This window comes from Sphingobium sp. D43FB (genome assembly GCF_002312805.1).
Taxonomy (GTDB): Bacteria; Pseudomonadota; Alphaproteobacteria; order Sphingomonadales; family Sphingomonadaceae; genus Sphingobium.
Genome location: NZ_NMUA01000220.1, coordinates 1 through 415 on the forward strand (window position 1 = coordinate 1; position 415 = coordinate 415).

Here is a 415-nt window from a genome sequence, read left to right on the forward strand (position 1 = left end):
GGCTCGGCGTCGTCGCGCCCACATCCAGCGCATAGGTGGTGATGTTCAGGATGTGGTTCAGGACGCGGCTGATCTCGGCGAACAGCACACGGATGTACTGCGCGCGGATCGGCGCCTCGATGCCGAGAAGCTTCTCGACGGCCAGGGCGAAGCAATGCTCCTGCGCCATCGGCGCCACGTAGTCCAGGCGGTCGAAATAGGGCAGCGCCTGGAGGTAGGTCTTGTGCTCGATCAGCTTCTCGGTGCCGCGGTGCAGTAGGCCGATATGCGGGTCGGCACGCTCCACCACCTCGCCCTGCATCTCCAGGATCAGGCGCAGCACGCCATGCGCCGCCGGATGCTGCGGGCCGAAATTGATGGTGTGGCTGTCGATCTCGACCGTGCGGGTGCCGCCGGCGGCCGGGGTGTCTTCGGT

General features: G+C 66.5%; 1 pseudogene. It reads right to left on the reverse strand.

What is annotated here, in order from left to right:
• Positions 1–373 (reverse strand): annotated as a pseudogene (locus tag SxD43FB_RS24115) (NADH-quinone oxidoreductase subunit D); the annotation flags it as partial.
• Positions 374–415: the final 42 nt, after the last annotated feature.